The 14,352-nt window shown below is 54.6% G+C and carries 10 protein-coding genes; 8 read left to right on the plus strand and 2 right to left on the minus strand.

What is annotated here, in order from left to right; all coding sequences use genetic code 11:
• Positions 1-296 precede the first annotated feature (296 nt).
• The 7 genes from J4772_RS01120 to J4772_RS01150 all read left to right on the plus strand — a co-directional run bounded on the left by J4772_RS01120 (position 297) and on the right by J4772_RS01150 (position 10,242).
• A complete protein-coding gene (locus J4772_RS01120; protein ID WP_209073809.1) occupies positions 297-2,066 on the plus strand; it encodes a sensor histidine kinase in 1,770 nt (589 codons plus the stop codon).
• Between the two features lie 2 nt (positions 2,067-2,068).
• Entirely contained in the window at positions 2,069-3,715 is a 1,647-nt protein-coding gene (locus tag J4772_RS01125; protein WP_209073810.1) for a response regulator transcription factor, read from the plus strand.
• Between the two features lie 160 nt (positions 3,716-3,875).
• Positions 3,876-5,582 carry an extracellular solute-binding protein gene (locus tag J4772_RS01130; RefSeq protein ID WP_209073811.1) on the plus strand — a complete coding sequence of 569 codons (1,707 nt, stop codon included), beginning with the start codon at positions 3,876-3,878 and terminating at the stop codon, positions 5,580-5,582.
• Positions 5,583-5,661: 79 nt separating this feature from the next.
• On the plus strand, positions 5,662-6,561 hold the full coding sequence (locus tag J4772_RS01135) for an ABC transporter permease (protein ID WP_116062402.1): 900 nt from the start codon (positions 5,662-5,664) through the stop codon (positions 6,559-6,561).
• A 13-nt stretch (positions 6,562-6,574) separates the two neighbouring features.
• The gene (locus J4772_RS01140) at positions 6,575-7,459 is read left to right on the plus strand and encodes a carbohydrate ABC transporter permease (protein ID WP_209076834.1); all 885 of its coding nucleotides are present in this window, start codon (positions 6,575-6,577) and stop codon (positions 7,457-7,459) included.
• A gap of 55 nt (positions 7,460-7,514) precedes the next feature.
• Positions 7,515-9,674: a hypothetical protein gene (locus tag J4772_RS01145; RefSeq protein ID WP_209073812.1), complete on the plus strand. Its 2,160-nt coding sequence runs from the start codon at positions 7,515-7,517 to the stop codon at positions 9,672-9,674.
• 82 nt (positions 9,675-9,756) lie between these two features.
• Positions 9,757-10,242, plus strand: a complete 486-nt coding sequence (locus J4772_RS01150; RefSeq protein WP_209073813.1) for a GyrI-like domain-containing protein — start codon at positions 9,757-9,759, stop codon at positions 10,240-10,242.
• Positions 10,243-10,591: 349 nt separating this feature from the next.
• Here J4772_RS01150 and J4772_RS01155 read toward each other — a convergent pair whose 3' ends face one another.
• Positions 10,592-12,094, minus strand: a complete 1,503-nt coding sequence (locus J4772_RS01155; RefSeq protein ID WP_209073814.1) for a DUF2252 domain-containing protein — start codon at positions 12,092-12,094, stop codon at positions 10,592-10,594.
• Positions 12,095-12,306: 212 nt separating this feature from the next.
• Here J4772_RS01155 and J4772_RS01160 point away from each other — a divergent pair, with 212 nt between their 5' ends.
• Positions 12,307-13,473 (plus strand): oxalate decarboxylase family bicupin, encoded by a 1,167-nt coding sequence (locus J4772_RS01160; protein ID WP_209073815.1) that lies wholly within the window; start codon positions 12,307-12,309, stop codon positions 13,471-13,473.
• Here the strand turns inward: J4772_RS01160 and ant(6) are convergent.
• A complete protein-coding gene (gene ant(6) / locus J4772_RS01165; RefSeq protein ID WP_209073816.1) occupies positions 13,468-14,334 on the minus strand; it encodes an aminoglycoside 6-adenylyltransferase in 867 nt (288 codons plus the stop codon). The genes J4772_RS01160 and ant(6) overlap by 6 nt on opposite strands.
• Positions 14,335-14,352 lie beyond the last annotated feature (18 nt).

The raw sequence follows: 14,352 nt of genomic DNA on the forward strand, positions 1-14,352 counted from the left end.
ATGCCGGGACGATGAAGCGGGTACGCAAGGCGGAACAAATAGAATGACAATAAATCCAGGCAGGGCACCAGGCGCGGGAAGGGCCGGTGATCTGCCTGTTTTTTGTGACTAAACCATCCCTTGAGGAATGAAATGGGCTTCCTCGTCATTAATTCAATTTATTTCGTCATTCAAAGTCAAGAAAAGTAAAGAATAAGCAAGAGAAGTTCGAGCCGATTCCGTAGGAAACCCCGTCCCGCTTACCGAAATGTTAAGGATACGCTTCTCATGCTCTTCGAACAGGATGTGGTGTCCAGATGCGGTTTCCAAGCCTCATGCGCAAAATGACCATTTTCCCGAAACTGCTCTTAACGTTCCTGGTCGCCATCGTGCCCCTATTTTTCGTGAGCCTGCAGATGAACCGGATGGGCGCGGATAGCGTCCGCCAGGAAATTCTCGCTTCCATGGAGTCGCGTATCCATTATCACTTGGGATCGCTCGAAGCGGAGATGGAGCGGCTCATCCGGCTTCACAAGCAGTACATTGTCGACGACGACGTCACCAAGCTCAGTATGATCTCCCCCATTCTTTCTTATTACGACGTGATGCTGATGGAGAAGCGAGTGCAAAACAAACTGCTCGTTATGAAAAATTCCAGTCTCTACATCGCCGAAGCGAAAGCTTATATTCCCTTGATCGGCAAAACGCTTCTCTCCACGAACTACGAATTAGCCATGACAGAGGAGGAAGTCCGCGAGCTCCAGCAGCTGAATCGGAGCCAGGTGTCCCCCGTCGTCTACTGGAAGGGCAAACTCTTGCTCAACTCCATTAACCCCGATCCCTCGTATTCGGATAAATCTCCGGCTTACATTTTGCAATCGGAAATGGATCAACCGAGACTGAAAAGCTACCTCAGCCAGATCGTCAACGGGGACCGCGAGGGCTCTCTGCTCTTTAACGAGGAGCAGGAGTGGGTGCTGAGGAGCGGCGCGGAAGAACCCGTACAGGCTATCGCTCGGCAGTTCGTCAAGCAACAGCCTCAGGAATTGAAGTCCGGACAAGGGAAAATTGAAATTCATAATCGGAATTATTACGTGGCGTTCGAGCGTTCCCAGCTCCTGAACATGGACTTGGTTCTCTATATGCCGGAAGAGCAGGTGTTAGGGCCGCTCGATAAATATCGTACCTGGTTCTGGATTCTGTCCGGAATTTCGCTGGCCGTCGTCGTCGCATTCTCCTACTGGATCTTCCGGTTAATTCATTTTCCGCTGAGAAAAATGGTGCGGGCGTTCCGCAAAGTGGAGAATGGGGACTTGAGTTTGACGATCGTGCACCGGAATTACGACGAATTTCAATACCTGTACGGGCAATTTAACGTCATGGTCGGCAAGCTGAAACACTCGATCCAGGAAGTGTACGAGTCGCGAATCATGGCCCAGCAATCGGAGCTGAAACAGCTGCAATCCCAGATCAATCCGCATTTCTTGTACAACACGTACTTCATGGTCCATCGTATGGCCGAAGCGCACGACGTGGATAACGTAACCAAGGCTACGAAATATCTAGGGGAATATTTCCAATATATTACCCGTAATTCCTCTGACGAGGCGACCGTAGAGGAAGAGTGGAACCACACGCTCGCTTACTTGGAAATCCAGCAGATGCGATCGCACAATCGGATCGAAGCCCGGGTATCGGAGCTTCCGGAAGTCGAACCGGACGGCGTTCGAATCCCGCGCCTCATTCTGCAGCCGCTTGTGGAGAACGCCTATCAGCATGGGTTGAAGTCGAAGGTGTCTGGCGGGATCGTCGCACTAACTGCAAAGAGGCTTCAGGACGGGGCGCTCGCGCTCTCCGTGGAGGATAACGGAGACGAGCTGAGCGACGAATGCTTGTCAGACCTTCGATATAGGCTTGAGAGCAAGCGCGAGGATCAGACGGAGAAAACGGGACTGCTGAACGTGCATAGAAGATTATCGCTGCGATTCGGCGAGGATTGCGGCCTTAGCGTCTCGCGAAGCGCGTTCGGCGGCTTAAAGGTCGAGATGGTTGTGCCCGCGGATCGCGGAGAACGGAAGGAGGAATAACGATGACCATACGAAGGATACTGATCGTCGATGACGAACCGTTCATCGTGAACGGTCTGGCCGGCATGATCAAGGAGGCCGAATTGCCGGAGTCGGAAGTGTATAAGGCCAGTTCTGCCGCCGAAGCGCTAAGCTGGTTGGAGAGAACGGCGATGGATATCGTGTTGACGGACATCTGCATGCCGGGCATGGACGGTCTGGAGCTGCAGCGCCGAATCCTGCAGCGCTGGCCGCGCTGCAAAATCGTCTTCTTAACCGGACATAACGATTTCAATTACGCGAAGGAAGCGATTCATCATCGCGCGGTCGATTACATTCTGAAGACCGAAGGGGATGCGGCGATCTTGGCCGCGGTGCGCAAAGCGCTGGCCGAGCTGGAGCGGGAATTCGAGATGGGCACCCAGCTCGAGAAGGCCCAGGCCCAGATTCAATCCGCGCTGCCGCTGCTTCAGAAGGAGTTTCTGCTTGATTTGTTCCGCGGCGATCTCCATCCGACGATGAGACTGCAGGAGAGGCTGGACGAGCTCGATATGCCGTTCTCGACCGCGGCTCCCGTGCTGCTTCTCGTCGGCAAAGTGGACGAATGGGCGGATCGCAACGCTTCCGATCAGACGCTGCTGCTATACGCGATTCAGAATATCGCGGAAGAATACTTGTCTCCGGCCGCTCGCACCCTGTCTTTCGCCTACGACAAGAACCGGATCGCGTGGCTGATCCAAACTCCGGACGATCAAGAGAGGGAAGGCTCCAGCCTCGCGCTATATGTCCGGGGCATGGCGGAGAAAATTCAGACGACGTGCGGCGAGCTGCTGAGATTAAAGCTGAGCTTCGCTTCTGCAAGCGAGCTCGTCCCTTGGTCTTTCATTGCGGAACGTTTCGAAGGATTAAACCGTTCGCTTCGCAGAAGCTTTGCCATGGGGCAGCAGTTGCTGCTGACGGACGACCAGCCGGAGCCCGAGGCCGCGGAGAGCGCAAGCCGGGATTCCGCGACCAAGTGGATCCGAAAGCAAGCGGTGCAGTTGGAAGCGTGCTTGGAGAACGGGCAGCAAACGGAATTTCAAGCGAAGCTGACCGAATGGCTCCGGCACGAGACGATCGGCTCGGAGCCTGAGCTGCGCCTTGTCGCCAGCTGCCAACTGCTCGCGACGTTCCTGGCGTTCGCTTCGGCCGAAGGCGCGCTCAAGGAGCTGTCGGAGAGAATTGACCCGGACAAGCTGCTGAAGGCACATACGCGCGAAAGCTGGGAAGAGGAGATTCTGCGCCTCGCGGAACTAGCCGACTCCGTCTTCGTCCGGCAGGAAGGGATGAATCGTCAGCATGGCCGCAGCGTCGTGGCTACCATCCACCAATACGTCGCCGATAATCTTGGGGGCGACTTGTCGCTAACCCGGATCGGAGAAGTCGTCGCCTTGAATCCGGCGTACCTGTCGAGATTATACAAGCAGCTTACCGGGAACGGGCTTTCCGAGACGATTACGGAAGCCAGGCTGGCTGAAGCGAAGCGTCTGTTGGAAGAGACGAACGAGAAGGCGCAAGACGTCGCGATCAAGGTCGGCTTCGAGTCGGCGGCGTATTTTACGAGGCTATTCAAGAAAATGACGGAGCGAACGCCTCAAGAATATCGGGAATTCTCCAGAAAGCCGCGTTGATTTGACGTCCGGCCGGCGTCCAAGGAAGTCGTAGACAGAAGGCAAGAGAAGTAGAAATCGTCCAATAGAACGGAATTCCTCGCGCCCCTATAATCAAAAACAAGAAGAGAGCTCCTTCTTGGTCTCGCGCCATTTCACATTTACGTAGGGGGAACAACGAATGAAGATGACGAGAACGGTCGCCACTGCGGCGACGACCGCTTTGCTGCTGGCGACGGTACTCTCCGCTTGCAGCGGGGGCAATAACGGCAATCAGGCTTCTTCAAGCTCTTCGGCTCCGGCCGAGTCAAGTGCCGCGGCATCCGGGTCCGCAACGGAATCGTCCGCGCCTGCGATCGATCCATTAGGCAAATACGATCCTCCGATCGAAGTGACGGCCATCCGTCCCTATGACGAAATGACGAAGTTTGTAGAAGGTCAGAATGCCGACAACAATGAGTGGATAAGCGTATACGAAGAGAAGCTGGGCATCAAGCTGAAGCACGCCTGGACGTTCCAGGGCCCGGGAGAGCAGTACGACCAGAAGCTGAACGTGGCGATCGCGAGCAACGACTTGGCGGACATCATGGCCGTTAACCCGAACCAAATGAAGCAGATGGTGGAGGCCGGCCAACTTGAGGATATCTCCGGCGTGTACGAGAGCACTGCTTCCGAATTCGTCAAAACCTCGATGAACGCGGATGGAGGCGTCTCGCTCAAGTCGGCAACGTTCGACGGGAAGCTGATGGGCATTCCGAGGCTCGGCTCCGACATCGATAACGTGGCGCTTCTCTGGGTGCGCACGGACTGGCTGGAGAAGCTGGGCTTGCCCGAACCGAAGACGATGAGCGACGTGCTGGCCATCTCCAAGGCGTTCACGACTCAGGATCCGGACGGCAACGGCAAGGCCGACACCTCGGGTCTGGCTCTGACGAAGGATCTTGAAGGCGGATTTGCCGGCTTCGAAGGGTTCCTGAACGGTTATCATGCGTATTTCAACATCTGGATCAAGGACGCCTCCGGGAAACTGGTCAACAGCAACATCCAGCCGGAGATGAAGGCGGCCTTGGCCGAAATGCAGAGAATGTACAAGGATAAGGAGATCGACAAGGAATTCGGTACGAAGGACGGCACGAAGGTGGCGGAAGCCGTCACGAGCGGCAAGATCGGCATGTACTACGGCCAGATGTGGACGCCGCTGTGGCCGCTGCAGGGAGGCAAGGATCTCGATCCGAATATGCAATGGCGGCCTTTCGCGATTACTTCCGTCGACGACAAGCCGGCGCTCGGCCAAGTTCCTTTTTCCGTTAATCAGTATTACGTCGTCAAAAAAGGCGCCAAAAATCCGGAAGCGGCGATCAAGATGCTCAATCTGTGGTTTGATATGCGCTATGACCATCCGTATCAAGAAGAAGTCTACGGCGCGACGAAGGACGGTATCGAGACGTTTAAGCATTCGCTTATCGCCGGGGCGCCGATTACGTATAACATCGACAAGTATAGAACCGTCACCCCAAGATTGGACTCTAAGGATCCGAGCGGGCTGAAGCCGGACGTACAGTTGATCTACGACGATATCATGAGGTACCGCGAGGGAGACAACAAAGGCTGGGGCAATGAACGGGTATTCGGCCCTGAAGGCTCCTTCACGGTCATCGAAAAATATTTGGAGACGAATAGCATTCTCCGCAACGAATTTTACGGCGCGCCGACGGCGACGATCGGCGAGAAGGGCGCCACCCTGATGACGCTGCTTAAGGAAACGTTCACGAAGATCATTATGGGCGCCGCTCCGATCGACGACTTCGACAAGTTCGTCACGGACTGGAAGAAGCTCGGCGGCGATCAGATCACGCAGGAGATCAACGACTGGTACGCCCAGCAATAAAGGCAATCAAGCGAAGCGGAGAAGGGGGAGTAGCCTCGGTTACTTCCTCTTCTTCGCTCAGTAAGGAGATGCGTAAGACATGGGACTGAGAAAATGGAGACGGGAAATTCCGCTGCACATGATGATATTGCCGGGGCTCGTCCTGATTTTGATCTACAGCTACGTTCCCTTTTTCGGTCTGACGATGGCCTTTCAGAAGTTTCTTCCCGCGCGTCCCTTTTTCGATAATCCGTGGGTCGGCTTGGAGCATTTCCGCTACGTCTGGGACATGCCGAATTCGCTCCGGGTGCTCTGGAATACGTTGTATATCGCCAGCCTGAAAATCGTCGTCGGGCAGCTCGTGCCGATCGCGGTCGCGCTCCTGCTGAACGAGCTTCGGAAGGAATGGTTGAAACGGGGCGTGCAGACGCTCATCTACTTGCCGCATTTTCTGTCGTGGATTATTCTGGGCGGCATCTTGATCGATATTCTATCGCCGTCGCAGGGGATCGTGAATCAACTGCTCGGAGTATTCGGCATCGAGCCGATCTATTTTCTCGGGGATAACCGCTGGTTTCCGATTACGATCGTGATCTCGGACGTCTGGAAGGAATTCGGATTCAATACGATCGTTTATTTGGCGGCTTTGACCGGTATTAATCCTTCCTTATACGAAGCGGCCGTCATTGACGGAGCGAGCCGTTGGAAACAAACGCTGAACATTACGCTACCGGGGATATTGCCGATCGTCGTGCTGCTCGCGACGCTAAGTCTAGGAAACGTGCTGAATGCGGGATTCGATCAAGTATTCAATTTATATAGCCCGTCCGTCTACGAGAGCGGCGACATCATCGATACGCTCGTCTATCGGGTCGGATTGGAGCAAGCCCAGTACAGCGTGGCTACCGCCATCGGCTTGTTCAAATCGATCGTCTCCTGCGTCATGATCTCCCTGTCTTATTTCTTGGCGTATCGACTGGCTAACTACCGGATTTTCTAGAGGGAGGGACGCGATCATGATTCGAATGAGTATGGGGTATCGGGTGTTCAATGCGTTCAACATCCTGTTCCTGGTCGCCTTGTCGTTCGCTTGCCTGCTGCCGATCATCCACATTCTGGCGATCTCCTTCAGCGGGAGCAGCGAAGCGGGGGCGGGGCTCGTCAGTTTGTGGCCGGTCGGGTTCACGACGAGCTCTTACGAGTTTATTTTGAAAAAACCGGAATTTCTAACCTCGATCGGAGTGACGCTGCAACGGGTCGCGCTCGGAACCGTCGTCGGCATGCTCATCACGCTGCTCGTGGCGTACCCGTTATCGAAGGAGACGCACGCTTTCCGAATGCGGACGATCTACGCATGGGCTTTCGTCTTTACGATTCTGTTTAACGGCGGCTTGATTCCTTGGTATATGACGATCAAGTGGACCGGCATCATGGATACGATCTGGGCTCTCGTGCTCCCGGGCGCGGTCCCGGTGTTCAATATTATTTTGCTGCTGAATTTCTTTCGCGGACTGCCGAAGGAGCTGGAGGAATCGGCTTCCATCGATGGAGCGGGACATTGGACGACGCTGTGGCGCATATACGCTCCGTTGTCCATGCCGGCGATCGCGACGATTATGCTGTTTACGATCGTGAATCACTGGAACTCCTGGTTCGACGGACTGATCTTGATGAAGTCTCACGACAATTATCCGCTATCCACGTATTTGCAGACGATTCTGGTCCGGATGGATCTGACGTCCGTAACGGGAGAGGCGCTCAACAATCTTCGGGAAGTATCGGATCGCACGGCCAAGGCCGCGCAAATCTTCGTGGGAGCGCTGCCGATCATGCTCGTGTATCCGTTTTTGCAGCGGTATTTCGTGAAAGGAATCGTCATGGGCAGCGTCAAAGAATAGATGGGGAACGGGAGCAATCCGGAAAAACGAGAACGCGGCTTAGGGAGGGTCTATCGTGGCGGAAAAGAAATATGAGTTTCGTAGGCGGTTGGAGACGGCGCACAAGCCGAATAGGCGAAATCCGGAGGTTCATCCATCCGGAGGAGAAGCGCTGGTAGACGAGGGGTGGACCATCGTGACGGGGGAGGGGGCATCGCCGCTAATCCGGCGGGTCGCCAAGGATTTGCAGGATTATTTCGACGTCAGCATGAACGTATCCGTAGGCTTGCGGCGAGTTCTCGACGTGTCGGCGGCAGCTGCCGAGGAGCGCGTCATCGTGCTGGGGGAGAAGAAGGATTGGTCTTCGGGAATAGGGGAGAGCTTGGCCGAGCCTCGCTCCTACAGACTGATCGTCGAGCAGCAACGTATCCTCGTATGCGGATATGACGACAGGGGAGTCGGGCAAGGAAGCTACTTTCTGGAAGACTTGATGAACTTGCGGGAAGCTCCGATCGTCGAGGCCCGGGTCGTTACGCGGGAGCCGCTATTCGCACCGCGAATGGCGCATTCCGGATGGGGACTCGATCATTATCCGGACGAGCATCTGAACGCGATGGCCCATGCGGGCATCGATGCGATCTTGCTGTTCGTCAAGGATGTGGATCGGACGACGGACGGGCATCAGGATTTCAACAACCTGATCGACCGGGCGGAGAAATACGGACTCGACGTCTACATGTACAGCTATCTGGACAGCAGCCGCGTGCATCCGGAGGATTCCGGCGCCGAAGCTTACTACGCGGGGACGTACGGCAAGATTTTCGAGGCCTGTCCTCGATTCAAAGGCGTCATCCTCGTCGGGGAGTCGGTCGAATTTCCGAGCAAGGATCCGAATACGACGGGCGTGCTTCGGCTGGATTGGCCTTCGGACGAGCCGAAGACAAAGCCGAGCCCGGGCTGGTGGCCGTGCACGGACTATCCGCAGTGGGTGAACGCGGTCAAGAAGGCGGTGCGCAAGCATAACGCCGGGGCGGAGATCGTGTTCTGGACGTACAACTGGGGCTGGGCTCCGGCGGAAGAAAGGCTCAGGCTTATTCGCGATTTGCCGGACGACATTACGCTGCTCGTCACCTTCGAGATGTTCGATCAGGTACAGCGAGAGAGCGTCACGAACGTGTGCGTGGATTACACGTTATCGTTCGAGGGGCCCGGCGAGTATTTTCGAAGCGAGGCGGAGGCGGCAAGCGAACGGGGCATCAAGCTGTACGCGATGAGCAATACGGGAGGGTTGACTTGGGATGTCGGCGTCATCCCGTATCAGCCGATGCCGGGACAGTGGACGAGACGCCACGAAGCCCTTCATCGCGCAAGGGTGGATTGGGGCCTGTCCGGGCTTATGGAATCGCATCATTACGGCTGGTGGCCGTCCTTCGTCAGCGAGCTGACGAAATGGTCTTATTGGACGAATGGGTTATCCGCAGAGGAGGCCCTGGCCGGGATCGCCCGACGCGATTTCGGGGAAAGCGGGGCGGAGCACGCGCTGGAAGCTTGGGGGCACTGGAGCGAAGCGATTCGGCATTATGTGCCGACGAACGAAGACCAATACGGTCCGTTCCGCGTCGGCCCGTCGTATCCGATGGTGTTCCGGCAGCCCGTCCAGATTCCGGCGGCCTGGCACGCGCTGTGGGGCAACGAAATCGTCCTGACGGACTACAAGCCGCATGAGGATCCTCGCCAATCGCTCGGCATCGCCCGATTCGGAGTCGAGATTCGCAGTCTGGAGCGAATGCTGGTGGAGATGCTGCGGGGCAACGCTTGCTTGGAGCGGGCATTGACGGCTCTGGGGAGCGATGCGGCTGGAGGCGGGGGTGGACGACACAAGCTGGAAGAAGGCGAACGTATGCTGGGCATCGGCCGTTTTATCGCTAATTCCGTGCAAACGACGATTCATCTGAAGAAATGGTATATGCTGAAGACGAAGCTGTTCGCCGAACCCGATGCGGAGAGGGCCGAAGGGTTGCTGAAAGAGATGGAGCGGGTTGCCTTGCTGGAAATCGCGAACGCGGAGAGCACGATTCCGCTCGTCGAAGCCGATTCCCGCCTGGGCTGGGAGGCATCGATGGACTACATGACCGATCGCGACCATCTGCAGTGGAAGATTAAGCAAGTACGTTCCGTCTTGGCTAAAGAGTTCGGCGATTACCGGCAGTCGTTGGCATTAACCGGACGATATTAGGTCGTGTCAGACCGGGTTCGGGCCTATGATCCTATTCGAGACCGGACAATGTGCCAAAATTGAAGAACGAGTGAGGTATAGAATGCTGAAGTCCGAGGTTGAAATCGTTACGCACAAGAGGGCGAATTTGGTCGGATACAGCGTTGAGGCCAGCCTGAATGACGATGTTGAGGGGGCGATTGTCGCCGGATTGCGAGAAAAGCTTGCATCCCGGATTGCAGAAATACCGCAGCGTGTCGACAGGAGTATGATGCTCGTTCAGGTATACCCGGATTGCGATTGGACGCCGGATGTAACGTATACCCATATTGTAGCGGTTGAAGTGAACCAACACCCGCCTGCAGCACCGGAGGGGATGATAGTTCACATTGTTCCTGAGGGAAGGTTTCTTCGCTTCCTGCACCAGGGGGATGAGAGCGATATTGACGCAACCCATGCGGCTATTAACGAATGGCTAGACTTGAACGGATACACCGATGCCAGAGAATATGATATCGAACGATGGGAAGAACTCGACCGTCTCGACAAGGCTGACAATGTCATTGAAATCTATGTGCCCATTTCGTAAAGCCGATTCCATAAGTCAAATCAAATAGAAATCCTCGCCCGAGTGCCGATGTTGGAGTCATGTTATCATGTTGAACCTGATTTCTCCATCGCCTCGGGTGGATCGTTTAAGAGCATCTCGTTGTCTCGTGTAGTGTAGGCCAAAAAAGTGCCTTGGTGCTCGTCGGGCTGTGTAGTGTAGGCCAAGAAAGTGCCTTGGTGCTTCCCGGGCTGTGTAGCGGAGGCCCAAAAAGTGCCTTGGTGCTCCCCCGGGCTGTGTAGTGTAGGCCAAAAAAGTGCCTAAGTGGCCCCCGCAGGCTGCCTCGCCCACCAATTCGAGACAGCCCTACAAGCGAATACAAACCACTCCGTTACTCTGGTTGACTGGTTTCAATCGGTTTCGGGGAGTCTTGCACCGTTTTCTTGGCGGCGGTCCGCGTTCTCTTCCTACTAGGAGTAGGAGGAGACGCTTCGGCTTTAAGGGCCATCTCCTTTAGGCGAGCCGCCTTGCTTTTTCTGCGGGAAGCCCGGGCTGTCTTTGCATCCCATGCCTCGCTCCATTCCGCGAACAACGCATAGTCCTCCCTTACCTGATGCGAGTAGGATAAGGCTCTATTTGTTACATAATCGCAAAATGCTTCTGTGTCTTTGCCGATCGCCCGGACAATTTCGTCCTCGCTGTGATAGCTTAAGATGCCATTCTCTACATCCGCATCCGCGCGGGCATGCAGTTTGGCTGTAATCCGTCCCATACATTCCGCCGTCTTCAGCCAATCCTTCGATTCCTTGAGCTTAAGCAGTTTCAGCTTTTTCTTGTACGGCGATCTTTCTCTGGCGTAGAAATGCCGGCCGTTCATCGTCAAGTAGCCGAGGAAAGGATCGGCTTCATGATGCATCGCTTGCTGGGTCGTAATCACCCGTTTTCCTTGATGGGCGAACTGTTCCCAGAATTCGTCGTTAAAAGGCATGAAGTACACCGGAACCGGCGCGCGTACTTCCTTGATTTCGATAATAAGATCATCGAGCCCTTGGTGCTCCTCTCCGCCCTCCATAAGCACATAATAGCGGTCCAACCCGATAGAGGCAGTACCGGAACCATGTTTGACCGCAATGTCCTTCAGACGATAATAAGAATCCGGAAGTCCTAATCGGGAAGATAAATGGCTCATGTATTCGGTCCATCCTACGATGAGCTGTTCCTCCTCTTCCGTCGGCTTCTGAATCTCCTCCGACCAACGGAATACGCGCCGTCCTTCTTCCAATAAGGTGATCTTTTCAACGAAATTGCTTGCCGCAAGATTTTCCGTTTTCCTCAATAGCTTGCGAATAGGCCCTTTGGTCGAATGCTCGTCGAACACGAGATCGCCGGGATCCTCTTCTCGTTCAGCGTACTTTGTGATCTGCTCCACGTAGGCGGACAAGTAGGCATTCACGGTGTCGATTTGCTCTTCGATCGATAGCGTATTTTCGGGCATAGCAAGCAAGAGGCTGACGGACATGCGAAGAACGTCATACAAGTAGGATCCGATGCAGCCTTCGTCAAAATCGTTAACGTCGAAGACGATTCGGCCTTTCTCGCTTCGGAACGCGCCAAAGTTCTCCATATGCAGATCGCCTTGAATCCAAGTCGGACGCTCCGGACGGGTGTGATAGGGCAGCCATTCATTGCTCATGTCGTAGTAAAACAAATAGGCGCTGCCGCGAAAAAATGAATAAGCGCTGCCTCTCATTTTCTCGTACTTCAACCGGCGCTTGTCGTCGCTCAGTCCCATAATCTGGCTGTCAAATTCCTCTAATACTTGAGATAAGGCTAGTCCCCTCAACTTGCGCTTTGTGTGCTTCACCAGCTCCGTGATATCCGCATCCAGCCTCATGAATTTAGCCTCCGCATTGGGATGATTTATGAATCTTGTGATTGAGCGCTCTAGGATATCCATATTATAGCATGCCTTGCCGAATACTCGGCCGATTTCCAGAAGCGGCTAGCCGCTTAATGAAGGTTCCCAACTCTCATTCTCATTCATAACCTGTAATTGGGCGCTTACCCAGTGCCTATTCGAAGTTATTGAAGCGAGGGGAGTACATTTTGCAGAATGAAGAACGGTATGGAGATGTGCCGCAGCCGATCAGGGGCGACGGCACCGGCTGGTGGGATCTAGGTCCGCGGGATGTGATGCGGGATATTGAAAATCCGGATATGCTTGTCCCGCCCGTTACCGATGCCGGGACGCTTCCGAATCTGAAGTTTTCGTTCTCCGATACTTATATGCAGTTAAATCATGGAGGCTGGTCGCGGGAGGTCACCGTGAGACAGCTTCCGATCGCGACTACGCTGGCCGGGGTGAATATGGCGTTGACTCCCGGCGGCGTACGCGAATTGCATTGGCATCAGCAGTCGGAATGGGCGATCATGCTTGTGGGCCGCGCGCGTGTGACCTCCGTCGATCAGAACGGGAGAAACTTTATCGCCGATATCGGCGTGGGCGATTTGTGGTTTTTCCCGGCGGGTATTCCGCATTCGATTCAAGGGCTGGAAGAGGGCTGCGAGTTTTTGCTCGTTTTCGACGACGGCAGCTTCTCCGATCTGAACACCTTATCTATAACGGATTGGTTCGCGCATACTCCGAAAGACGTGCTATCCGCGAATTTCGGCGTGCCGGAGCATGCCTTTCGGAATATCCCCAAGGATCAGGTGTACATTTTCCAGGGAACCGCGCCCGGCACCCTTGAATCGCAAAAGGTGGAGGATCCCTTCGGAACCGTGCCGTTAAGCTTTACGCACCGTCTGCTTGCGCAGGCTCCGCAGGTATTTCCGGGCGGTACCGTCCGAATTGTCGATTCGACCAACTTTCCGATCTCAACGACGGTCGCAGCGGCTTTGGTCGAAATCAAGCCGGGCGGAATGAGGGAATTGCACTGGCACCCGAACGCGGACGAGTGGCAGTACTATATGTCGGGGACGGCGCGGATGACCGTCTTCGGCGGTCTAGGGACAGCGCGTACCTTCGATTACCGTGCGGGCGACGTAGGCTATGTGCCGCGCGCCTTCGGCCATTACGTTCAAAATACCGGCGATCAAAGCGTGTGGTTTCTGGAGATGTTCAAAAGCAGCCGTTTTGAAGACGTATCGTTGAATCAGTGGATGGCGCTGACCCCTCATCAACTGGTACAGGAGAATCTAAATGCCGGGCCGGAGCTCATGCTTGCCTTGAGGAAGGAAAAGTGGCCAGTCGTGAAATATCCCGGACTATAATTCCGTTCGCGAAACCTGATCATAGATATTTTCCGTATACGGCGTGATTGCAACATCGTAGTCGGGGTAACGGTATCCGAGCTTTTCCGCTACGGATCCTGAATACTTCCTAAACAATGCATAACAGGCGAACAACGATCGCCACACATTCGGGTAGGCCTTTCCGTCATAGGTAGACAACAAGCTCTCCCAATCCTCGGCAGGAAGATAACGGTCGATGAACTTATAATTTTTCCCTACGCTGAAGTCATAACCGCGCTCCGCTCCAATGTGCCAGGCCATCATTCTGAGCAGATTGGGGCGGGCAATCTCGTGCAGATGATCGCTCGCGAACAGGATTTCTTTTCTCGCCAACCCTTTGACGACATACGTTGAGACCATCCAAAATTCATTGCAGCAATCGTCGTACTCTCTTGCCGTCGGTTTCCGAATCCAATACTGCCGATCGTTCGCGCGAATTTCATTTTGCACCAGGCCGGCCTTATCCAGCAAAACCTTCGCCAGCCCGTCACTTTGTTCCCAATACGCCTCGACTTCATTAACCGGAATGAGCGTCAAGTCAAGCTTGTTGCCGTCCTCGAAGAGAATGATATAGGAAAACCAATTGCCCAATTCCGGAGGAAAAAGCTCCATATCCTCGGGCTTCTGCATCATTAAGCGATTGCCGAACATGTCCAGCCACCGGTCATTCTCCTTAAACGATTCCAAGTCCGTCACAAAATAAGAAATGTCGAAATCCTGGAACGAATCGGGGGCAATGTTGACATTCGTCCGCGACCCCTCAAGCGTCACCAAGTGAATCCGTTCATCTTTTTGGGCAAAATCGACAAACAACTGCATCATTTCCTGCTCGCTTCTCAAAATCTATGCCCCCTGTTA

Source organism: Cohnella sp. LGH (assembly GCF_017671885.1).
Classification (GTDB): domain Bacteria; phylum Bacillota; class Bacilli; order Paenibacillales; family Paenibacillaceae; genus Cohnella; species Cohnella phaseoli.

What these genes read in the sequence shown, in the direction of transcription:
- J4772_RS01120 (WP_209073809.1), top strand. Translation starts at nt 297, where the DNA reads ATGCGGTTTCCAAGCCTCATGCGCAAAATGACCATTTTCCCGAAACTG.
- J4772_RS01125 (WP_209073810.1), top strand. Translation starts at nt 2,069, where the DNA reads ATGACCATACGAAGGATACTGATCGTCGATGACGAACCGTTCATCGTG.
- J4772_RS01130 (WP_209073811.1), top strand. Translation starts at nt 3,876, where the DNA reads ATGAAGATGACGAGAACGGTCGCCACTGCGGCGACGACCGCTTTGCTG.
- J4772_RS01135 (WP_116062402.1), top strand. Translation starts at nt 5,662, where the DNA reads ATGGGACTGAGAAAATGGAGACGGGAAATTCCGCTGCACATGATGATA.
- J4772_RS01150 (WP_209073813.1), top strand. Translation starts at nt 9,757, where the DNA reads ATGCTGAAGTCCGAGGTTGAAATCGTTACGCACAAGAGGGCGAATTTG.
- J4772_RS01155 (WP_209073814.1), bottom strand. Translation starts at nt 12,094, where the DNA reads ATGAGGCTGGATGCGGATATCACGGAGCTGGTGAAGCACACAAAGCGC.